20 protein-coding genes are annotated in these 19,459 nt (G+C 70.0%); 8 read left to right on the top strand and 12 right to left on the bottom strand.

Annotated elements, in window-relative coordinates:
* Positions 1–90 precede the first annotated feature (90 nt).
* The 8 genes from AB0J46_RS31755 to AB0J46_RS31720 are packed head-to-tail and all read right to left on the bottom strand — an operon-like array spanning position 91 to position 7,038.
* Positions 91–405 carry an MGMT family protein gene (locus AB0J46_RS31755; RefSeq protein ID WP_364337875.1) on the bottom strand — a complete coding sequence of 105 codons (315 nt, stop codon included), beginning with the start codon at positions 403–405 and terminating at the stop codon, positions 91–93.
* Positions 393–752, bottom strand: coding sequence for a hypothetical protein (locus tag AB0J46_RS31750; protein WP_358294348.1), 360 nt, complete (start codon positions 750–752; stop codon positions 393–395). The genes AB0J46_RS31755 and AB0J46_RS31750 overlap by 13 nt, the downstream gene beginning before the upstream one ends.
* Positions 753–808: 56 nt before the next feature.
* Positions 809–1,978, bottom strand: coding sequence for a S8 family serine peptidase (locus AB0J46_RS31745; protein ID WP_364337874.1), 1,170 nt, complete (start codon positions 1,976–1,978; stop codon positions 809–811).
* A complete protein-coding gene (locus tag AB0J46_RS31740; RefSeq protein ID WP_364337873.1) occupies positions 1,954–2,853 on the bottom strand; it encodes a hypothetical protein in 900 nt (299 codons plus the stop codon). The genes AB0J46_RS31745 and AB0J46_RS31740 overlap by 25 nt, the downstream gene beginning before the upstream one ends.
* Positions 2,854–2,912: 59 nt before the next feature.
* The gene (locus AB0J46_RS31735; RefSeq protein WP_364337872.1) at positions 2,913–4,145 is read right to left on the bottom strand and encodes a S8 family serine peptidase; all 1,233 of its coding nucleotides are present in this window, start codon (positions 4,143–4,145) and stop codon (positions 2,913–2,915) included.
* Positions 4,139–4,861: a hypothetical protein gene (locus AB0J46_RS31730; protein WP_364337871.1), complete on the bottom strand. Its 723-nt coding sequence runs from the start codon at positions 4,859–4,861 to the stop codon at positions 4,139–4,141. Before AB0J46_RS31730 ends, AB0J46_RS31735 begins: the two co-directional genes overlap by 7 nt.
* A gap of 46 nt (positions 4,862–4,907) precedes the next feature.
* Positions 4,908–6,089 (bottom strand): adenylyltransferase/sulfurtransferase MoeZ, encoded by a 1,182-nt coding sequence (gene moeZ / locus AB0J46_RS31725; protein ID WP_357987388.1) that lies wholly within the window; start codon positions 6,087–6,089, stop codon positions 4,908–4,910.
* Between the two features lie 43 nt (positions 6,090–6,132).
* On the bottom strand, positions 6,133–7,038 hold the full coding sequence (locus tag AB0J46_RS31720) for an alpha/beta hydrolase (protein ID WP_364337870.1): 906 nt from the start codon (positions 7,036–7,038) through the stop codon (positions 6,133–6,135).
* Positions 7,039–7,855: 817 nt separating this feature from the next.
* Here AB0J46_RS31720 and AB0J46_RS31715 point away from each other — a divergent pair.
* Positions 7,856–8,245, top strand: coding sequence for a hypothetical protein (locus tag AB0J46_RS31715; protein ID WP_364337869.1), 390 nt, complete (start codon positions 7,856–7,858; stop codon positions 8,243–8,245).
* 457 nt (positions 8,246–8,702) lie between these two features.
* Positions 8,703–9,113 (top strand): hypothetical protein, encoded by a 411-nt coding sequence (locus AB0J46_RS31710; RefSeq protein WP_364337868.1) that lies wholly within the window; start codon positions 8,703–8,705, stop codon positions 9,111–9,113.
* A 352-nt stretch (positions 9,114–9,465) separates the two neighbouring features.
* Here AB0J46_RS31710 and AB0J46_RS31705 read toward each other — a convergent pair whose 3' ends face one another.
* The 3 genes from AB0J46_RS31705 to AB0J46_RS31695 all read right to left on the bottom strand — a co-directional run bounded on the left by AB0J46_RS31705 (position 9,466) and on the right by AB0J46_RS31695 (position 12,827).
* On the bottom strand, positions 9,466–9,789 hold the full coding sequence (locus tag AB0J46_RS31705; protein WP_364337867.1) for a hypothetical protein: 324 nt from the start codon (positions 9,787–9,789) through the stop codon (positions 9,466–9,468).
* Between the two features lie 366 nt (positions 9,790–10,155).
* Positions 10,156–10,524 carry a hypothetical protein gene (locus AB0J46_RS31700; RefSeq protein ID WP_364337866.1) on the bottom strand — a complete coding sequence of 123 codons (369 nt, stop codon included), beginning with the start codon at positions 10,522–10,524 and terminating at the stop codon, positions 10,156–10,158.
* A gap of 1,400 nt (positions 10,525–11,924) precedes the next feature.
* Positions 11,925–12,827: a Ku protein gene (locus tag AB0J46_RS31695; protein WP_364337865.1), complete on the bottom strand. Its 903-nt coding sequence runs from the start codon at positions 12,825–12,827 to the stop codon at positions 11,925–11,927.
* Positions 12,828–12,908: 81 nt separating this feature from the next.
* Here AB0J46_RS31695 and ligD (AB0J46_RS31690) point away from each other — a divergent pair, with 81 nt between their 5' ends.
* The 5 genes from ligD (AB0J46_RS31690) to AB0J46_RS31670 all read left to right on the top strand — a co-directional run bounded on the left by ligD (AB0J46_RS31690) (position 12,909) and on the right by AB0J46_RS31670 (position 15,966).
* Entirely contained in the window at positions 12,909–13,790 is an 882-nt protein-coding gene (gene ligD / locus AB0J46_RS31690; RefSeq protein ID WP_364337864.1) for a non-homologous end-joining DNA ligase, read from the top strand.
* Complete coding sequence (gene ligD / locus AB0J46_RS31685) at positions 13,787–14,662, top strand: non-homologous end-joining DNA ligase (protein ID WP_364337863.1); 876 nt, start codon at positions 13,787–13,789, stop codon at positions 14,660–14,662. Before ligD (AB0J46_RS31690) ends, ligD (AB0J46_RS31685) begins: the two co-directional genes overlap by 4 nt.
* A 43-nt stretch (positions 14,663–14,705) precedes the next feature.
* Positions 14,706–14,915 carry a hypothetical protein gene (locus AB0J46_RS31680; protein ID WP_364337862.1) on the top strand — a complete coding sequence of 70 codons (210 nt, stop codon included), beginning with the start codon at positions 14,706–14,708 and terminating at the stop codon, positions 14,913–14,915.
* 108 nt (positions 14,916–15,023) lie between these two features.
* On the top strand, positions 15,024–15,644 hold the full coding sequence (locus AB0J46_RS31675; protein WP_352319259.1) for a TetR/AcrR family transcriptional regulator: 621 nt from the start codon (positions 15,024–15,026) through the stop codon (positions 15,642–15,644).
* 91 nt (positions 15,645–15,735) lie between these two features.
* Complete coding sequence (locus AB0J46_RS31670) at positions 15,736–15,966, top strand: DUF3107 domain-containing protein (RefSeq protein ID WP_352319257.1); 231 nt, start codon at positions 15,736–15,738, stop codon at positions 15,964–15,966.
* Positions 15,967–16,505: 539 nt separating this feature from the next.
* Here AB0J46_RS31670 and AB0J46_RS31665 read toward each other — a convergent pair.
* Positions 16,506–17,159 carry a ferritin-like fold-containing protein gene (locus tag AB0J46_RS31665; protein ID WP_364337861.1) on the bottom strand — a complete coding sequence of 218 codons (654 nt, stop codon included), beginning with the start codon at positions 17,157–17,159 and terminating at the stop codon, positions 16,506–16,508.
* 350 nt (positions 17,160–17,509) lie between these two features.
* On the opposite strand from AB0J46_RS31665, the gene AB0J46_RS31660 reads away from it, so the two are divergent.
* Entirely contained in the window at positions 17,510–19,360 is a 1,851-nt protein-coding gene (locus AB0J46_RS31660) for a DEAD/DEAH box helicase (RefSeq protein WP_364337860.1), read from the top strand.
* The last annotated feature ends 99 nt before the right edge of the window (positions 19,361–19,459 follow it).

Here is a 19,459-nt window from a genome sequence, read left to right as displayed (position 1 = left end):
CGCCTTTCGGGCCTGTCAGTGTTCAGCCCATGGTAATGGGAGTCACATGTCACAGAATCGCCTCAACAGCGAAACCGCAGGTCAGGCCCCTTACTGAAAATCGGCTGAACGCCCGTCCCAGCGCGCCCGCCTCATGTCGACCCGTTCGCCGCGCAGCGGGGTGCCCTCCTCGTGCCAGTGGGCCAGGCATCGTCGCAGGTGGTCGGGGGCGGCGCCGCTGCCGTCGGCGTGCACGACCCGCCACCACGGGACGCCGCCGCCCAGGGTGGACATCACCTTGCCCACCTGACGGGGGCCGCCCTCGCCCAGGTATTCGGCGATGTCGCCGTAGGCCATGACCTTGCCGGGCGGGATGCGTTCGACCAGGTCGAGCACCCGCTCGGCGAAGGGGTTCAGGGGGTCCATGCGGCCGGGCCCGCGTCGATGATCTCGTCGAACTTGCCGATCTCCATCACCGTCCCGCCGGACAGGACCTCGATCACGCCGTCGCGCAGCGCGTAGATCTCGCCGTCCTCGCCCACCAGGCGGGCGCCGAGTGCGGCCGACAGCCGCAGGAGCTGGGCCACCTGCCAGTCGGAGCCGGGCTCGCCCACGACCTGGCCCTGCCAGCGCGCCACCGCGTGCCGGCCGCCGTCGTGGCCGGCCACGATCTCCTCAGATCCGCGCAGCTCGAAACCGGCCGGCGCGATGGCCTTCGCGAGCTCCGCGAAGGCGAGTGGCGACTCGCGCACCACCCGCAGCTCGTATCCCATGACGCGCGACCATAGCGGATCTTTACCGTCCACGCGGGCGAAGTACGGGCGGTTCATCACTCCTTGCGCTGATTGAGAACGATGATCGCTCCGCAGAACGTCACCAGCGCGACCAGCACACCCCCTCCGTACAGCCACAACCGCCACGGATCGGCCCCCGGACGGGTCGGCACCGGGGAGTCCTCGCCCCGGCCGAAGTGGTCCTTTCCGGGCGCGGTCACGCTGCGCCGCTGACCGGTCAGGCGCTCGGCGGCGTTGAGCGCGGCCCCGGCGTCCACCACGCCGAACCCGGTGTTGTCGTCGTAGCCCGCGGCCGGACGGCCCCGCGCGCTGGAGGCCAGCGCCTGGGCCACCTGCTCGGGCGGCAGATCGGGAAAGCGCGACTTGACCAGCGCGGCCACGCCGGCCACGAGCGCGGCGGCCGAGCTGGTGCCGTCGGACAGCTCGTACCCGCTGGGCCGCTTGACCACGGGCACCTGCACGCCGGGCGCGCCGACGAGGACCGACAGGTTGTCGCTGCTGAACGTGGCCTTCCTGCCCTGCTTGTCGGTCGCGCCGACGCCGATCACGCCCGAGTAGCCGGCCGGGAAACTCCAGAACGAGGTGCCCTTCTCCTTGGCGTAGGGCGTCTGGCCGTCGTTGCCGACGGCGGCCACCAGCACCACGCCCTTGCTCAGCGCGTACGACACCGCCTCCCGCTCTGACCTGATCGGCCCGTAGGAGCCGATCGACATGCTGACGACCTGGGCGCCGTGGTTGGCGGCGTAGCGCAGGGCGCGGGCCAGCGAGCTCTCGGGCGACTGGAGGTCCGTGGGCGGCAGCAGGTCGAACGCCGGCTCGTCGTCGGTGGCCAGGGGCAGCGACAGGATGCGCGCTGCGGGCGCGACGCCGATCAGCCCGTCGCCGGCGCCGGAACCGGCGATCAGCGCGGCCATGGCGGTGCCGTGCCGCCCCGGCTGCACCTCGCGGGCCACCGCGCCCGAGCTCATGTCGGGCCCGGCCGTGACGCGGCCCTTCAGCTCCTTGATCCCGGCGTCCACCGCGCTGTCCACGACGGCGACCGTGACGCCCTCGCCCTTGGTCACGTTCCACGCCTGCTCGACGTTGAGCGCGTCCAGCACCCATTGCTGCTGCTCCCTGATCGGGGCGGCCGTGGGCGCGAGGAGGACGAGCAACGTGGCCGCGAGCGCCCGTACGGCGGTCAGCACACGTTCCCCTGGGTGCACGGCGGAACCTTGGGAGGATCCGCCAGGAAGTAGGCGATCTGGTTGCCGACCGACTTGGCCGCCGGCCAGAGCTCGCTGTGCAGGATCTCCTCCGGAGGGATGGCGGCCCTGGTGCGCCCGTCGGCGTACCCGGCGGTGGAGAAGACGAGGTACGGCCCGGCGCCCACCCAGCCGGTGCGCTGGCGCTGCTCGGTGCCGAAACGTTCGGTCACGGTGCCGGGGAAGGCCACGGGCAGCACGCCCACCCGGTCGTCCTGGCCCAGTTGCTCGCCCGCCGACACCCTGGACTCCTCGTCCTTCAGCACGGCGACGCCGACGGTGATGACGAAGGTGGAGGTCTGGTCGACGTACGTGGCGCGCAGCAGCGTGACGCATCCGTGGCTGTCGAGGACCCCGGCGACGGAGGCGTCCACGCCCTTGCCGCACTCGGTCTCGGGGGCGATGCCGACCCGCCTGGCGTACTGCTGGGCGCGGTCGAGGCCGAGGTACTTGACCTCCTCGGGGAAGACGCCCGTGGCCGGCCACGCCTGCCAGCGCCGGGCGATCTCCTCCTGCTTGTACTGGTTCTGCTCGGACGGAGTCAGCGGACGCGAGCGCGTCTCGTTGAGCAGCCCGATCGTGCCCAGCAGCACCACGAGGGCCGACACGGCCACGACCGCGCCGACCAGCACGACGAAGATACGCCGAAAGCGCACGCCCTGCTGGAGGGCCGCCAGCTCGGCGCGTTCCCTGGCCGCGGTGCGCGTCCGGGAGTTCGCCGCCGGCCAGGCGCGCACGCGGGCCCGGCGGCCGGTCGACGCCCCGAGCGGGTTGCTGCGTCCCGATGTGGCCTCGCCGGCGCGCGGTAGCCCTGAGGTCGACCTACGTGCCTTCACCACCCTGGCCTCGTTCCCGCGGTTGGTCGGTGTCTATTTCGTCCCCGTTAGCAGGCGGATCATGCGTCGTGTGCGCCGTGGTCGCGTCGTACGCGTCTGACCAGGAAGAAGATGACCGCCAGCGACGCGAGCGCCCCGCCCGCGGCGCCCGCGGCCACGGCCGCGTAGATCGTCACGCGCCGGTGGTCCCTCGTGGTGACCCGGATGGGCCCGGCCGGCCCGCCCGCCAGGGGCCGGGCGGGGTCCTGGGCCTGCGGGCCGGTCGCGGTCTCGGTGTGCGTGGCCAGGCGGGCGGCCTCGGCCAGGGCCCTGCGGGCGTTGACGACGCCGAAGCCGGTGCCGGTGTCGTAGCCGCCGGGCGGCCGGTCGTCGGCGCTGTCGGCGAGCGCCTGGACGACCAGCGGCGGCGACATCTGCGGATATTTTGCCTTGATGAGCGCGGCGACCCCCGAGACGAGCGCGGTCGCCTGCGAGGTGCCCCGGCCGACCCAGTACTCGTCGCCCGGCCCCGCGCCCATGATGTCCACGCCCGGCGCGGCCACCAGCACCGAGGAGTTCCAGTTGGAGAACGTGGCCCGGCGCAGCCGCCGGTCGGTCGCCCCCACCGACACCACGCCGGGGAAGGACGCCGGGTAGGAGTAGGGCGCGAAGTCGCCGGCGGTCTTCCTGTCGCCCTCGTTGCCGGCCGCGGCCACCAGCACGACGCCCCTGGAGATGGCGTACCGGATGGCCGCCCGTTCCTCCCGGGTCGCGAGCTCCTTGGAGATCGACATGTTGACGACGTCCGCGCCCTGGTCGACGGCGTAGCGGATGCCCCTGGCGACGACGTCCTCGAAGCGCTCGGCCGAGTTGAACTCCCTGAACCCCGGCTCCTCGTCCTCCAGGATGACCCGTACCGACAGGACGCCGGCCTCGGGCGCGACGCCGATGACGCCCTTCCTTCCGCCCGGCCCGTGGCCGTGCCCGGCGATCAGGGAGGCCATGTACGTGCCGTGCAGCCGCGGCGGCGCGACGCCCGGCGGGTTCGCGCCCGCGGTGAAGTCGCGGCCCACGGTCACCGAGCCGGCCAGGTCGCGGTGGGCCGGATCGACCCCGGAGTCGAGCACGGCCACCGTGACCCCCGAGCCTTTGGTGACGCGCCAGGCCGCGGGCAGGTCGAGCGTCTCGATCACGGCCCGCTGGCCGCCGCGCACGTCGTCGGCGCGGGCGCAGGCGGGCAGGGCGGCGGGAAGAACCGCGAGAAGGACCGCGGGAGCGGCGGACAGCGCCTTCGCGGCGCGCCGGCTCAGCACCGCCATCCCTCGGCCGCGCAGTCGGGCATGCGGGGCGTGCTGAGGTCGAGCAGCACGCGTTCGGACAGCTCGGCGGCGAAGGCGAAGATCGCCGGACGTGACTCGCCGGGCGTGGTCGCGGGCCGCCCGTCCACCTGACCCGCCGTGGTCAGCACGACGTACGGCCCCGCCTGGCGCACCGACCCGGCCTGCCGCATCGAGGGGGTGAACCGTTCGGCGACCGTGCCCGTGAAGCTGAGCGGCCGCAACCCCGGCACGGGCTTGCCGTTGTCGGCGAACGCGCTCCTGGCCCGGACCGCGCGTGACTCGTCGGGCAGCGCCACCACGCCCACGGTGACGAGCACCCCGCGCAGCGCGTCGATGTAGGTGGCCCGCAGCACGCCCCGGCATCCCGCCTCGCGCAACGTCCTGACCGCCTTCGCGTCGACGGACTCGGCGCCGCAGCCGGTGTGCGGCGAGATGCCGATGCGCTCGGCCCGCTCCTGCCCGCCCTGCTCGGCCGCGTACGGCAGAGCAGCGGGGAAGACGCGCCCGGCGGGCCAGGCACGCCAGCGTTGCGCGACCTCGCGCGTGGCGGCGGCACGCAGCTCGGACGCGCTCGGGCCGCGGGTCAGCTCGGTGCCCGCCGCGCTCCCGGCCACCCCGGCGGCCACCGCGCAGACCAGGGTCAGCGCGGAGGACACCACCAGGGTGGGCCAGGGGCGGGCGTGGTTCACGACACCGACCTTAAGCGCCTCGGCGGGAGGTTCCCCGGAAAACGCCTCAGTAGCTGGGCAGGCTGGGGTCGACCGTCTTGACCCAGCTCAGCACCCCGCCACCGACGTGCACCGCGTCGGCGAAGCCCGCGTTCTTGACGATCGCCAGGGCCTCGGCCGAGCGCGCGCCCGACTTGCAGTGGAGCACGATGCGCTTGTCCTGGGGCAGCTTCTCCAGGGCCGAGCCGTTGAGGAACTCGCCCTTCGGGATCAGCGTGGCGCCCGGGATGGAGACGATCTCGTACTCGTTGATCTCGCGGACGTCGACCACGTAGATGTTGTCGCCCTTGTCCATCATGGACTTGAGCTCCTGCGCGGTGATCGTGGAGCCGCTGGCGGCCTGCGCGGCCTCGTCGGAGATCGCGCCGCAGAACGCCTCGTAGTCCTCCAGCAGCTCGGTGACCGTCGGGTTCTTGCCGCACAGCACGCACTCGGGGTCCTTGCGGACCTTGACGTCCCGGTACTTCATCTCCAGGGCGTCGTAGATCATCAGCCGGCCGACGAGCGGGTCGCCGATGCCCGTCAGCAGCTTGATGGCCTCGTTGACCTGGATCGAGCCGATCGACGCGCACAGCACGCCGAGCACGCCGCCCTCGGCGCACGACGGCACCATGCCGGGAGGCGGGGGCTCGGGGTAGAGGCAGCGGTAGCAGGGCCCGTGCTCGGCCCAGAACACGCTCGCCTGGCCGTCGAAGCGGTAGATCGAGCCCCAGACGTACGGCTTGCCGAGGAGCACCGCGGCGTCGTTCACCATGTAGCGGGTGGCGAAGTTGTCCGTGCCGTCGACGATGAGGTCGTAGCCGGAGAAGATCTCCATGACGTTCTCGGTGGTCAGGGTCGCGTTGTGGACGACGACCTCGACCAGCGGGTTGATCTCGCGGACGGACGCCGCGGCGCTCTCGGCCTTCAGCCTGCCCACATCGGACTGGCCGTGGATGATCTGGCGCTGCAGGTTGGACTCATCGACGACGTCGAAGTCGATGATGCCGAGGGTGCCGACGCCCGCCGCGGCCAGGTACATCAGGGCGGGCGAGCCCAGGCCGCCGGCGCCCACGCACAGCACCTTGGCGTTCTTCAGCCGCTTCTGCCCGGCCATCCCGACATCGGGGATGATCAGGTGGCGCGAGTAGCGGCGCACTTCGTCTACGGTCAGCTCTGTGGCCGGCTCGACCAGCGGTGGCAACGACACGTTCTACGCTCCCGTTTCAGGGGGTCACATCTCTAGCTGAAACCTACTCGGCGAGTGGGGCATTCCCCAATCTCGTCTCACCGATCAGACGGCGTGCCTCCGCCGCCACCACGCGGGGCATCTCCATCATCGCCACGTGCCCCGCCGTCGGCAGCAGCACGAGCCTGACCTGCCGGAACGTACGGGCCGCCTTCGCCGCCATGGCCGGGCGCACCAGGCGGTCGTGCCGGCCGTGGACGATGAGCGTCGGGGCCTCGACCTTGGCCGCCTGGCGCCACAGGTTGTCCTCGCCCCGCCGGAAGTACTCGGCCACGATGCCCCGCGCCGAGCCGATCATGGCCTCCCCCGCGTACGGGACGTCGTCGCGCCGGCGCATCTCCTCCACGGCGTCGGCCAGGCGCACCGGGTGCACGGCGTTCACGTCCGCCCAGACCATGGCGAAGGAGGCGTTGATGCGCTGCTCGGCGGGGAGCAGGCGCAGCTTGCCGGCGAACCACTCGCCCACCCTCGGCACGGCGGCGGCGGCCACGCGGACCGGGCCGTACCTGGGGAGCAGGTCGGGCAGGGCGGGCGAGACGAGCGTGAGGGAGCGGACCAGGTCGGGCCTGGCCGCGGCGACCCGCACCGCGACCGCGCCGCCCAGCGAGTTGCCGAACAGATGGGCCGGGCCCGTGTTCTCCATCAGCCCGATCACCGCCGCGGCGTGGCCGGCCACCGTGTAGTCGCCGTCCCGCGGCGCCGGGGAGAAGCCCGCGCCGGGCAGGTCGAGGGCGTGGCCGGTGACGGTGTCCTTGAGCTCGTCCATGAGGTCGGTCCAGTTGGTGGCCGAGCCCGCCAGCCCGTGGACGAACACGGCCTGCTCGGCCGGGCCGCCGTCGGGGGTGGATCGCACGTGCACCGGGCCGATCATGCGTCCCGGCCAGTGAGGGACCGGCTCCACCGCTGTCATACGTCCTCCTTGTCGCTCTTCCACGATATCCAGCGCGCTCAGGCGGGGTCTGCATTCCGTACAGACGCCGCTTTCGGTGACCTATCAGAGCAGCACTGGACATAGGGGACGCGCAGGGGGGGTCGTGCCCGCCGGCCCGCGTCGGCGGCGTCGCGGCGGGGCAGGGGCTGGATCGTTCGCCGTCCGCGAGCAGACATGGGACAGGCCCGAAATTTCCGCTCATAGATGTCTAATCGATCTCTTGGCGGCTTAAGTATGCGGCAAAAGCTGTCTGTCCCCGTTTACCAGGTTCGAGACGGGTAAGCATCAGGAACGGATACGGTGCGCGACCTACCGGACACTCCTGGTTAGCGATCGGGAAATCGTGGTCACCGGAAATCCATCGGGGAAGCGTAACGGCATTTCCCGAACGATCCCGACGACAGCATCGTCCAGCATTTCTCATGCCTGGCGCACAGGTGTGCCGGCGAGCATTTTCTGCGAGCCGTAAATACACGCATGGCCGCCGCCTTCCGGCGTTTATGGTCGTGCCGTCATTTCACGAGAGAAGCACGGCCGACGCTGTCGGAACCCGATGTGATGGGCACTCCGTCATATGCGCATAATCGGACATATCATGGCATTTCATTCGATAGAGCTGTAATGCAAGCAATAAGATTGCTAATGCATCGCAAAATAGGGCCACTCCTGTTTGGTGTAGCTCTGTCCCGGAAATGACATTTCACGGATGGCTCATCAGCTAGTCGTTCAAGACCTGGTTCCCGGCCTCTCGGGAACGTCGAGAACGGGGCAACCAATCCTTTAGGGGGAAAACGCAATGCCCAAGCTCAAAAGTGTTATCGCAGGTCTGGCCGTCAGCACCGCGCTGACCGGCGGCGTGGTCAGCCTGGGCGCGACGACCACCGCCAACGCCAGCACCGCCAACAACGTCACCAGCCCGACGACCCTCAGCTGGGGCGATGGGGACGGTCACGGCTGGTGGCACCGTCGCCACCACCGCTGCAACAGGAACCGCCACGGCTGGGGCGGCGGCTGGGGCGGCGGCGGCTGGGGCTGGGGCGGCGGCTGGGGTGGCGGCTGGCGCCGGCACCGCGGCGGCGGCGTCTGCGTCAAGATCTTCAACGAGAACACGAACGACAACACCGAGACGAGGACCAACAACGAGCTGCGCGAGGACCGTCGGGCGCGCGTCGACCGCGACGACTGATCGCGCGGGAATGGTGCCCGTAATCCATGGATGGTCGCTCTTCACGGCGAAGTGAATCCGACCGGCGAGTACTGGGCTCTCAGGAAGTGACCGCACCCGGACCTTGCTGTCCTGCCTGAGAATCCATTCTCCTCTGTCACCGCGGCAATTCCCGGTGAGGGCTCCACTGGCATTCTGCCGGTGGGGCCCTCACTGCGTTCTCCCTTGAATGCGGGGTCCCCCTCCCCTGATGCCGGCCCTGCGGCTCGGACAGTCCGAAATGTCCGATTATGCACCATGATGCTCCATAGTGTCGGACAAGAGAGGACAATGTCCGTTTGTGGGGCATTCGGTCGGATATATCCCTGGCATGGATGTTCGCTAGCGGGCATCCACGCCGCTCCAGAGAAATCCGGAAAGGCTCGGATTACGCGGAGCGGCGAGTACGGGGCAATCAATCCTTTTAGGGGGAAACACAATGCCCAAGCTCAAAAGTGTTATCGCAGGGCTCGCCATGGGCACCGCGCTGACCGGCGGTGTGGTCAGCGCGGGCGCGGCGACCACCGTCACCGGCGCGAGCGCCGCCAGCGTCACCGGCTCGGCCACCGCGGCCACCCTCGCCGGCTGCTTCCGGGAGGTCCGGTGCGGCTGGGGCGGCTGGGGCCGCAGCTGGGGCAACCGCTGGGGCGGCGGCTGCCACCGTCGCTGCGGCGGCGGCTGGGGCTGGGGCCGCGGGGCCGGCTGGGGCTGGGGCCGCGGCGGCGGCTGGGGCTGGCGGCGTAACAACGCCCCCCGGGTCCGCGTCGTCATCCACAACTCCAACCACAACAGCAACCACAACAACCTCAACGTGCAGCGGCACGACGAGCGCGAGCACCACGACGACTAGGCGGCGGTCTCACCCGGGGACGGCCCGCCCAGCGAGAGCCCACCTGAGAAGTGAGACCACGCCGACGTAGAGGAGTGCCCGCATCCGGCCGACCCGCTCTCTCGACGGAGAGCGAGAATCGCCTCCCGGATGCGGGCACTCGACGTGTCCCGCGTCCTTCCCGAGCCGGCCCGCCCCCTCTGCGCCGCACAGGATCGTCATCCGGTGCCAAGACCGTACGGACAAGAAGGTGAAACGAGTGAGTGCCCGCATTCCCTGCCAGGAGCTCGTTCTCGACGAGAACGGAAGTCCGGCGGGATGCGGGCACTCGGTCGCGCGATCACGGTTCGCGCCCCGGGTTCAGAACCTGTGGTCAGCTCCAGTCGCGCTCGGCGTCGTCAGTGCGGAGCTGCTGGCGGACGTCATGCGCGATCGCGTCGCGGTTACGGTTCCGGTTGACGATGATGATCCGGATCCTGGGGAGCCGGTGGCGACGCCAGTTGTTGCGCCAGCCCCAGCCGCCGCCGCACCACGAGCGGCGGAAGCAGCCGGACAGAGTGGCGGTGGTCGCCCCGGCGGTGACGTTGGTGGCGGCTTCGGCGCTGGTGGTCGTGGTCGCCGCGCCGAGGGCGATCACTCCGCCGCTCAGGGCCGTGCTCATGGCGAGCCCTGCGACAATACTCTTGAGCTTGGGCATTGCGTTTCCTCCTAAAGGTTTGGATGCCCCGTTTCTCGACGCTTCCGGATTCCCAGGAAACGACGTGGACGGTATGGCTTGCCATGCCTGCCATCCATGACCTTGATATATCCCCATGAATAGCCAGCAAACCGCAATTGTCCTCTTTTGCCAGTGGGCACAGATTTGCATGGCCACTCGCGCGCAAACGCAAGTGAGGGCTCCCCGGCCGATGCCGGTGAAGCCCTCACCAGAATTTCCGAAGGCGCGGAGAGAATGAACCCTCCGGCGCGCCGAGCCGTAATTCAGACCGTTTTCCGAGCCCGGTACCCGATGGTCGAATTCAGCGCGGCGCCGCCTTCATGAGGATGACGGTTCCGTCCGCCGTCAGCGCCAGTCGCGGTCGCGGTCGTGGTCGCGGTCGCGGAGCATCGGCCGCACGGCCTCCGTGTCCGTCACCCGGTTGCGGTTGAAGTTGCGGTTGTGGATGGTGACCTTCACCTTGCCCACGCGGTTGCCGTGACGGCGCCAGCCCCAGCCGCCGCCCCAGCCGCCGCCCCAGTTGTTGCCCCATCCCCAGCCACCGCACCGGGACCTGCGGAAGCAGCCGGCCTGGAAGCTGGTGGACGTGACGACACCGGCGCTGGTGGCGGCGTCGGCGCTGGTCGCGGTGGTCGCCGCACCGAGCGCTACGACACCGCCGCCCATGGCCGTGCTGACGGCGAGGCCTGCGAGAATACTCTTGAGCTTGGGCATTGCGTTTCCCCCTAAAGGATTGGTTGCCCCGTTCTCAACGCTCCCCGGTTGCCAGGGAACTGCCCTTGGACGACCTGTGATGAGCCATCCGTGAAATGTCATTTCCTGGACGCGGGCATGGCAACACAGAACCGCCGCCTTTTTGCTATGCATTAACAGCCTTATTGCTTGCATTAAACATTTATTGACTGATATGCCATGATATGTCCGAATCTATCATGATCGCCTGGCGGGGGCGTCCGACACGGATAAGCGGACCCGGAGACCCGAGCACCGCCTCTCGACCGGCATCAAGTGTCGGTGATCGACCGATTTACCTGGGGCAATTGATGCGACTTCTTGTGATTTGAAGATAATGTCCGCTTTATGGCTAATGGCCGTTATGTGAGCCGGAACACGGACGACCGCCCCCGGCACACCGCGAGAGCCGACACCTTCTGCGCCCCCTCGGGCCGAACAGGCAGCGCGCCCCCCTGCCACGCGACGCTGAAGCCCGCCCGGCGGCCCACGCACGTAGGCGCATACGGCCAGCCCCCAGGCACGTCGCCCCAGGAAAGGGCGTCCACCGCCATGAGCACGCCCTGCCCGACCTCCCGCCGCTCGGATGCGCGACCACCACTCGCCCAACCCCTGCCCCGCCCGGTTGTCGTGCGCCAACCTGACGTTTGATGTCTCACCCGACCAACCGCCTCGCCGGCTCCCGCGCGGTGATCGCCTCACGCCGGCGCGCCGGGTTGGTCCGCCAGGTGTTGTACGCGGTGTGATCGGTCTCCTGGATCGGGAAGCGGCCAAGCCGCGCGACGGGATCATCCTGGCCGGGATCGGCCGCTCGTCGCCCTCTCCACCAGGCCGCCTTCGCCAGCCCTCGCGTGAAGCCCCCGTGCGCACCTCAGTGCCACCCACAGCCCTTCCGGCCATGCGGTTCGTCACCGGAGCCATGGGGGTGCGCTACTTCGCCATGGCGATCCATATCGCCAGAGAAGCTCGTCTCGGCCGCCCATCTACGCCAGCGGGTCTGTCGCCAGAGCGATGGCGATGTCCTTCGCCGTCCGCACAGCGCTCGCGGGCAGGAAGGCGTCCGCCGTGGGTGACGCTGGGCCTGAGCGTGGGGAGGGCCGTCGGCACCCCGCTGGACAGCCTCACCGGCCGGCACACGATCTTCTCCGGGCACGCCGTCCAGGGACGGCCTGCTGATCCCCATCCTGACCGCCGTGGGCGACCAGGTCTGCTCACCGTCTGGCGCCGCAAACGCGGTCTGGCCCTCGCCGCCGGTTCGCGGCCGCGCTACAGGGCGAACTGTCCAGCGGGGTAGTCACGCGGGTCGGCGGCCACCAGCTCTTCGGTGTCCCGGTTCGAACGTCCTGGGGGCGTCGTCGTACGGACCGTCGTGGCGGAAGGGGTCAGGCGGACTTGCGGGCCTTGCGCTTCGGCGGGGCCTTCTCCTCCTCCTCGGCCCCCTCGGCCCCCTTCGACGCCTTGGCGGACTTGCCGCCGCCCGCCGCCTTCTTCGGCTTGGCCGGTTCCCCGGTCCGCTCCCGCTTCGCGGCCTCGACGCTGGCGCGCAGGGCGGCCATGAGGTCCACCGCCGGGCCCGCCTCTTCCTCCTCCGGCGCCGCGACGACCTCCTTGCCCGCCACCTTCGCCTCGATCACCTGCTGCAACGCCTCGCGGTACGTGTCGTGGTACTCGCTCGGGTCGAAGTCCGACTCCATGGTGGTGATCAGCGACTCGGCCATCTTGAGCTCCTGCGCCCGGACCTCGATGTCCTCCTCCAGGAACTCGAAGTCGGGGGCGCGGATCTCGTCCGGCCACAACATGGTCTCCAGGACGAACACCCCGTCACGTACGCGCAGGGTGGCCAGCGACTCCCGCTGGCGCAGCGCCACCTTGACCACGGCCACCTGTCCCGAGCTCTCCAGGGCGTCGCGCAACAGCACGTACGGCTTCGCGCCCTGCGCGTCGGGCTCCAGGTAGTACGACTTGGCGAAGTAGATGGGGTCGATCTGCGCAGCCGGGGTGAACTGCAGGACGTCGATCCTGCGCGACGTGCTCAGCGGCAGGTCCTCGAAGTCCTCGTCGGTGAGCACCACCATCTCGCCCGTGGCCAGTTCGTACCCTTTGGCGATGTCCGCGTACGGGACCTCCTCGCCGTCGACCGTGCACACGCGCTTGTAGCGGATCCTGCCGCCGTCGTCCCGGTGGACCTGGTGGAAGCTGACGTCTTTCTGCTCGGTCGCCGAGTAGAGCTTCACGGGGATGGTGACCAGCCCGAAGGAGATCGCACCTTTCCAGATGCTGCGCATGGGCACTCCTCAGCAGTAGCGGGCTCACCATATGGGCACATACCCGTCATGGGGCAACCAATGCCATACCCGATTGAACCAATGCTGGCCGTACCTGGGGAGCTACCCTCCGATCGCGACCGGTACGGCCTGGAGGTCAAGTGGGACGGCATCCGCGCGCTCGTGCACCTCGACGGCGTCCTGAGGGTGACGGGACGACACGGTGTGGAGTACACCCGGCGATACCCCGAAATTTCGGGGTTCGGGGTCAAGAACGCCGTGCTCGACGGCGAGGTCGTGGCGCTGGACCGGCGCGGCAGGCCCAGTTTCGTCCGGCTCCAGCACCGTATGCACCTGACCGACCCGGAGCCGGCCGTGCTGGAGCTCTACCCCGTCACGTACATGCCCTTCGACCTGCTCTGCCTGGACGGCCGGCCGCTGTTCGACCTGGCCTACCGCGACCGCCGCGCGCTCCTCGACGAGCTGGACGTCGGCGCGCCCCCGTACTTCCCCGGGGACTCCGACCTGCTCGCCGCCACGCGGGAGCAGGGCCTGGAGGGCGTGGTGGCCAAGCGCCTCGACTCCCCCTACCGGCCGGGCGTGCGCTCATCGTGGTGGATCAAGGTCAAGCACCTCAGCACGCGTGACGTCGTGATCGGCGGCTGGAAACCCGGCAAGGGCCGCAGAGCCGGCGGGATCGGCTCGCTCGTCATGGGCGTCTTCACCGGTGAAGGGCTGACGTACGTCGGCCACGTGGGAACCGGGTTCACCGACGCCATCCTGGACGACCTCCACCAGGCGCTCCAGCCTCTGGAGATCCCGCGCAGCCCGTTCACGAACGCGGTCCCGTGGAGAAATCGGTGGGTTAGGCCCGATCTCGTCGGGGAGGTGGGCTACACCATGTGGACCGACGAGCTGCGGCTGAGACATCCGGTGTGGCGCGGGCTGCGCGCCGACAAGCTCCCCGCGGAGGTGACGCTGTGAAGAAGGTGCCGGTCAGGGTCGACGGGCGCGAGCTGACGCTGAGCAACCTGGACAAGGTGCTCTACCCGGAGATCGGCTTCACCAAGGCCGAGGTCATCGACTACTACACCCGCGTGGCCCCCGTCCTGCTGCCGCACCTCGCCGGCCGGCCCCTGACCGTCAAGCGGTACCCCAACGGCGTCACCGGCCAGTTCTTCTTCGAGAAGAACGCGCCCGAGCACACGCCCGACTGGGTCAGGAAGGTCAACCTGCCCGCCCCCGGCAGCACCAAGGGCCGCGAGAGCATCGACTTCGCCGTCATCGAGGACCTGCCGACGCTCGCCTACTACGCCAACCTGGCCGCGCTTGAGCTGCACGTGCCTCAGTGGCGCGTGGACGACGACGGCGCGGCGCTGCCGCCCGACACGCTCGTGTTCGACCTGGACCCGGGCGCGCCGGCGACCATCGTGGAGTGCTGCCGGGTGGCGCTCACGCTGCGCGAGGTGCTGAAGGGCGAGGGGCTCGACGCCAGGCCCAAGACCAGCGGCAACAAGGGCATGCAGCTCTACGCCGACTGGGACTGCCGCGAGGAGCCCGCCGCGTACGCCAAGAGGCTGGCCCAGGTCCTGGAGAAGGAGCACCCGAAGGAGATCGTCAGCGTCATGGCCAAGAAGGCCAGGCCGGGCAAGGTGTTCATCGACTGGAGTCAGAACAATCCGGCCAAGACCACCGTGGCGCCGTACTCGCTGCGGGCCAGGGAGCGGCCGACGGTCTCGACGCCGCTGCTGTGGAAGGAGGTCGAGGACTGTGAACACGCCGATGACCTGGTGTTCACCGCCCCTGACGTACTCGCCAGAGTGGAGAAGCACGGCGACCTTTTCGGCCGGGCGTAGTCTGGACCCGTCCGCACCAAGAGGGGGGCCGAAGATGTCGGAGATGGACACCCGCGGGGACGAGAACGTCTACGACGAGGAGGAGGAAGAGGAGTTGTCGCCGGAGACGCCCGAGGCCGACGCCGCCGAGCAGCATCGCGAGATCCGCCAGGAGACCGCCGAGCCGCGCCGCGAGCTTCCGCTCGACGCCGACCCCGCCGACGCGGCCGACCAGGACCGCGTCGTGGACTACGACGACGACGACTACCGCTGAGCACGGGCGGCCCGCCAGATCGAGCGTGTATGACGATGACCGCCGAGGTGTCGGCTACCCGCACGTAGGATGTCGGCACAGTTCGCTGAGAGACCAATGGAGACCCGCGTGACCGCAACCCCGGACGCGAAGCCCCGGGGCACCCGGCTGCCCCGACTGGCCCGACGCCGGCAACTGCTGAGCGCCGCGCAGGAAGTGTTCGTGGAGAACGGCTACCACGCGGCCGCCATGGACGAGATCGCCGATCGGGCCGGGGTCAGCAAGCCGGTGCTCTACCAGCACTTCCCCGGCAAGCTGGAGCTCTACCTCGCGCTGCTCGACCTGCACGTCGACGACATGGTCAACCGCTGCCGCGAGGCCCTGGCCTCCACCCACGAGAACAAGCTGCGGGTGCAGGCCACGTTCAGCGCGTTCTTCGACTTCGTCTCCACGCAGGGGGAGGCGTTCCGGCTGGTCTTCGAGTCCGACCTGCGCAACGTCGCGCCGGTGCGCCAGCGGGTGGAGCGGTCCCTGCAGGAGTGCGCCGAGATGGTCAGCGCGGTCATCCAGGAGGACACCGGCTGCACCAGCGACGAGGCCCACCTGCTCGGCGTCGGCCTGGTCGGCATGGCCGAGGTGAGCGCGCGCTACTGGGTCACCGCGCAGGGCTCGATCCCCAAGGACGCGGCCGAGCAGCTCATGGCGCGGCTCGCCTGGCGCGGGATCAGCGGTTTTCCGCGTACGGCATAACCCGTTCGCTGGGCGCGATCATTCACCGCCTCCGGGCCGCCGAGCGGCGACGATGGAACCGAGCGCTAACCCAGTCGACTAGGGAGCCACGATGGAAGTCAAGATCGGCGTACGCTCGGTACACCGCGAACTCGTTGTCGAGACCGACCTCTCCGCCGAACAGGTCGAAGAGGAGATCAGGAACGCGCTGTCGGTAGATCGCGGCGTCTTCGCCATCACCGACGTCAAGGGCCGGCGCGTGGTCGTGCCGGTGGCCTCGCTCGGTTTCGTCGAGATCGGTGAGGACGAGGCCAGGCCGGTCGGCTTCGGCGGCACCCTCTAACCACCCCAAAGGCCCACGACGAGGGTACGGCCACGATCAGCCGTACCCTCACCGGCCGCGCACGCCGCCCGACGCCTCCACCCGGTCACGCGGGGAACGCCCCAGGGGCCGCACCGGCATCACGGGCCACAGGCCTCGCGGCCGCCCGGCTGTCCGAGGCGGCAGCCCCGGACGTGATGGCGGCGCCGCTCGGCGTGATCCCGTCTCTGCTCGGCGTGGTGGCGGCTCTGGTCGGCGTGATCCGGTATGTGGTCGGCGTGATCCCGTGTGTGGTCTTGATCCCGTGTGTGGTCGGCGTGATCCCGGCTCTGGTCGTTCGTCGGGCATCCCGCGCTTCCCCTCCGCAGCACGACGCGCGAAGTCCAGCGATTCGGCCCACATCTCGTCAAGGAACTGCCGTAGCGGCGCCAGGCCCTCATGTCTGGGACGGTACATCCGTTTCGTACCCTCGCACCGCCCCACGACCAGACCGGTCTCCTTCGGCACCCGGCAAGACCGAGCCAGCAGGCCCACCCACGGTCGTCCGTCCACCAGCCGGGCTAGATGCCGAGGGTGGCCATTCGCTTGTTGTGCGCCTCCGTCAGCGTCGCGAAGAGGCGTGAGATGTCAGGCGTCTCGCCCCCCGCCGCCCTGGCCGACTCCACCAGCAGCAACGCCAGCTCCGGCCGCGCCGTCGCCACCTGCTGCCCCTGGCTGAGCGCCTCGCCGACGAGCCGCCGGGCCCACAGCGCCAGCCGCCCGCCCGCCGTCGGGTCGGCCTCGATCCCGGCCCTGACCCGCTCGACGGCGAACTGCGAGCGCGCCTCGTCCACCAGCACCTCGTCCACCAGCTTGACGATCGACGGCTCCAGGTGCCGGGCGGCCTCCCGGTAGAAGTCGAGCGCGATCCCGTCGCCCACGTACGTCTTGACCAGGGCCTGCAACCAGTCGGCCGGCCGCGTCTGGGTGTGCCAGGCGTCGAGGGCCGCCACGAACGGCGCCATCGCCTCCTCCGGATCGGCCCCCAGCTCGGCCAGGCGGTCGCGCAGCAGGCGGAAGTGGGCGTACTCCGCCACGGCCAGCTCGCTGAGCGCTGCGCGGTCGGCGAGCGAGGGCGCCAGGGTGGCGGCGTCCTCGGTCATCCGGGCGTAGGCGCTTAGCTCGGCGTAAGCTAGAACCCCGAGCAGGTCGACGACTCCAGGAGACTCGTTCATGGAGGCAGCGTACTTCCCGAGATATGCGGGAACATAAGCGAGCTCGGCCAGCGTTGTGGTATCGAGTACACTGCTCTGTGAAAGTGCGACCGCACTGTGTTAGTTCGGGGGATTCCCCCGATAACCCCCGATTCCCCGGGTGCGCGGTCGCTGATGACGCGAGAGGGCTGGCTCTACCGCGAGGACCCACGTAACGGGGGCTGTTTTCCGCCCGTCGGTCCCGGCAGGCCCGCCTTCATTTGAGACTGAGGCAGGCCACGCTGACGACTTTCCGAGACCTCGGAGTCACACCAGAGATCGCCGATGCCCTCGAGACCGAGGGTATCGTCACACCGTTCCCCATCCAGGAGATGGCGCTCCCGCTCGCCCTGAGCGGCCAGGACCTCATCGGCCAGGCGCGCACGGGCACGGGCAAGACCTACGCGTTCGGCATCGCGATGCTCCAGAGCATCGGCAAGCCGCGCAAGAACCGCAAGAAGCCCCGCGGGCTGGTCGTCGTGCCGACCCGCGAGCTGGCCGTCCAGGTCAGTGAAGACCTGGTCACCGCGGCCGGCAAGCTCGGCTCCCGAGTCCTGACCGTCTACGGCGGCCGGGCGTACGAGCCGCAGATCGAGGCGCTCAAGGCCGGGGTCGACGTCATCGTCGGCACCCCGGGCCGTCTGCTCGACCTGGTCAAGCAGAAGCACCTCGACCTGAGCCAGGTCACCTCCCTCGTGCTCGACGAGGCCGACCGGATGATGGACCTGGGCTTCCTGCCCGACATCGAGCGGATCTTCAAGCTGATCCCCGCGGAGCGGCAGACGATGTTGTTCTCGGCCACCATGCCGGGCGAGATCGTCACGCTGTCCCGCAAATACCTCAACCGTCCCACCCACGTACGCGCGGAGATGGAGAGCGGCGAGGGCGAGACCACCCCGCAGGTGCGTCAGATCGTCTGGCGCGCCCACCGGATGGACAAGATCGAGATCGTCGCCCGGCTGCTCCAGGCCGAGGGCCGCGGGCTCACCATGGTCTTCTGCGAGACCAAGCGGGCCTGCGACATGGTCGCCGAACAGCTCGACACGCGTGGTTTCGCGGTCGCGGCCGTCCACGGCGACCTCGGTCAGGGCCAGCGCGAGCAGGCTCTGCGGGCCTTCCGGGCGGGCAAGATCGACGTGCTGGTCGCCACCGACGTGGCGGCCCGCGGCATCGACATCGACGACGTCACCCACGTGGTCAACTACGACTGCCCCTCGGACGACAAGACGTACGTGCACCGCATCGGCCGTACCGGCCGGGCCGGGCGCACAGGCATCTCGGTCACGTTCGTGGAGTGGGAGGAGCTGACCCGCTGGAAGATGATCAACCAGATGCTCGGGCTCGACTTCGCCGAGCCGGAGGAGACCTACTCCACCTCGCCGCACGTCTACACCGAGCTGAACATCCCCGCCGGCACCAAGGGCGTCCTGCCGCACGCGAGCCGTTCGCGCGCCGGGCTGGCCGCGGAGCGCATCGAGGACCTCGGTGAGACCGGCCGGAGCCGCACCCGCGGCGGCGGCAAGGGCCGGCGCGAGGAGCGCGAAGAGCGGGAGCGCCCGGCCCGCGCCCAGCGCCAGCGTCGCCGCACCCGCGGCGGCAGGGAACTGGCCGAAACCGTACCCGCCGAGACGCCGGAGGTCGAGATCGTGGCCGCCAAGACGGAGGAGACTCCCGCCATCTTCACGCCCGACGAGGTCCAGACGGCGGCCGCCGAGCCGAAGCGCACGCGCGTCCGCAGCAGGGGGGCCGCGTCGTCGGCCATCGAGCAGGCGCTGGCCGAGACACCGGAGAAGACCCCGGTGAAGCGGACCCGCTCCCGCAAGGCCGACCAGCCCCAGGCCGCCGACCCGCGTCCGCGCGAGGAGGCCGCCGAGGCGCCCGTGCGGAGCCGTGCGGCCGAGGCCGCTCCGGTGGAGCCGGTCCGGAGCCGCGCGGCCGAGGTCGCGCCCGAGCCGGTCGTGGAGTCCGTGCCGCAGCCGAGCTTCCTGGCCACGCCTCCGCCGCCGGTCCACAAGGAGCCGGAGCGGATCATCCCGCCGAGCCCGTTCGCGGTGATCTTCCAGTCACCCGACCTGGCCACGGACGACGATGACATCGCGCCGTCCGCGGCGACCGAGCGCAAGCAGCAGCGCCGCCAGGCCCGTGGCGGTGGCGGTAGCGGCAACCGCCGCCGCGCAGGCTAGCGACGACGAGAAGGAGGCGCGCATCCCGTTCGCGGGGTGCGCGCCTTTTTCGTCCGTACGGCACCGGCGCCGGGAGGGAGCCCTACACGCCCCTCACGG

This window comes from Nonomuraea sp. NPDC049758 (genome assembly GCF_040674635.1).
GTDB lineage: Bacteria > Actinomycetota > Actinomycetes > Streptosporangiales > Streptosporangiaceae > Nonomuraea.
The sequence above is the reverse complement of the archived record's forward strand: the minus strand, read 5'-3'. Positions and strand labels throughout refer to the sequence as shown.

Excerpts from the sequence above, each read along its gene's own strand:
- AB0J46_RS31755 (WP_364337875.1), bottom strand. The coding sequence starts at position 405 with ATGGACCCCCTGAACCCCTTCGCCGAGCGGGTGCTCGACCTGGTCGAA.
- AB0J46_RS31750 (WP_358294348.1), bottom strand. The coding sequence starts at position 752 with ATGGGATACGAGCTGCGGGTGGTGCGCGAGTCGCCACTCGCCTTCGCG.
- AB0J46_RS31720 (WP_364337870.1), bottom strand. The coding sequence starts at position 7,038 with ATGACAGCGGTGGAGCCGGTCCCTCACTGGCCGGGACGCATGATCGGC.
- AB0J46_RS31715 (WP_364337869.1), top strand. The coding sequence starts at position 7,856 with ATGCCCAAGCTCAAAAGTGTTATCGCAGGTCTGGCCGTCAGCACCGCG.
- AB0J46_RS31710 (WP_364337868.1), top strand. The coding sequence starts at position 8,703 with ATGCCCAAGCTCAAAAGTGTTATCGCAGGGCTCGCCATGGGCACCGCG.
- AB0J46_RS31705 (WP_364337867.1), bottom strand. The coding sequence starts at position 9,789 with ATGCCCAAGCTCAAGAGTATTGTCGCAGGGCTCGCCATGAGCACGGCC.
- AB0J46_RS31700 (WP_364337866.1), bottom strand. The coding sequence starts at position 10,524 with ATGCCCAAGCTCAAGAGTATTCTCGCAGGCCTCGCCGTCAGCACGGCC.
- AB0J46_RS31695 (WP_364337865.1), bottom strand. The coding sequence starts at position 12,827 with ATGCGCAGCATCTGGAAAGGTGCGATCTCCTTCGGGCTGGTCACCATC.
- ligD (WP_364337864.1), top strand. The coding sequence starts at position 12,909 with ATGCTGGCCGTACCTGGGGAGCTACCCTCCGATCGCGACCGGTACGGC.
- AB0J46_RS31680 (WP_364337862.1), top strand. The coding sequence starts at position 14,706 with ATGGACACCCGCGGGGACGAGAACGTCTACGACGAGGAGGAGGAAGAG.
- AB0J46_RS31670 (WP_352319257.1), top strand. The coding sequence starts at position 15,736 with ATGGAAGTCAAGATCGGCGTACGCTCGGTACACCGCGAACTCGTTGTC.
- AB0J46_RS31665 (WP_364337861.1), bottom strand. The coding sequence starts at position 17,159 with ATGAACGAGTCTCCTGGAGTCGTCGACCTGCTCGGGGTTCTAGCTTAC.
- AB0J46_RS31660 (WP_364337860.1), top strand. The coding sequence starts at position 17,510 with ATGGCGCTCCCGCTCGCCCTGAGCGGCCAGGACCTCATCGGCCAGGCG.